The 257-nt window shown below is 68.1% G+C and carries 1 protein-coding gene; it reads left to right on the forward strand.

Annotated elements, in window-relative coordinates; all coding sequences use genetic code 11:
• On the forward strand, positions 1–257 hold a 257-nt coding region (locus SB717_RS37540), incomplete at both ends, for a hypothetical protein (protein ID WP_410908220.1).

The raw sequence follows: 257 nt of genomic DNA on the forward strand, positions 1-257 counted from the left end.
GGCGCCATTCGACATCCCGATACCCGACGGGACGCCCATCGGCGCACGGTGGGACGGCACGTCCCTGATCACCGTTCTCCGGATCGACACACCCCCGCCTGCGATCGGACTGCTCGACCCCCACGGGTGCACCGGGATTCCCGGTATCCCGCTGCCCGCCCTGGCTCAGAGCGTTCGCCAGTTCGACATCGAGCTCGAATCGATCGACGTCATCAGTCATGGCATCCGGTCGCACGGCACCGGCCGGGTGGCACAGG

This window comes from Priestia sp. SIMBA_032, from assembly GCF_046535215.1.
GTDB classification, from domain to species: domain Bacteria; phylum Bacillota; class Bacilli; order Bacillales; family Bacillaceae_H; genus Priestia; species Priestia aryabhattai.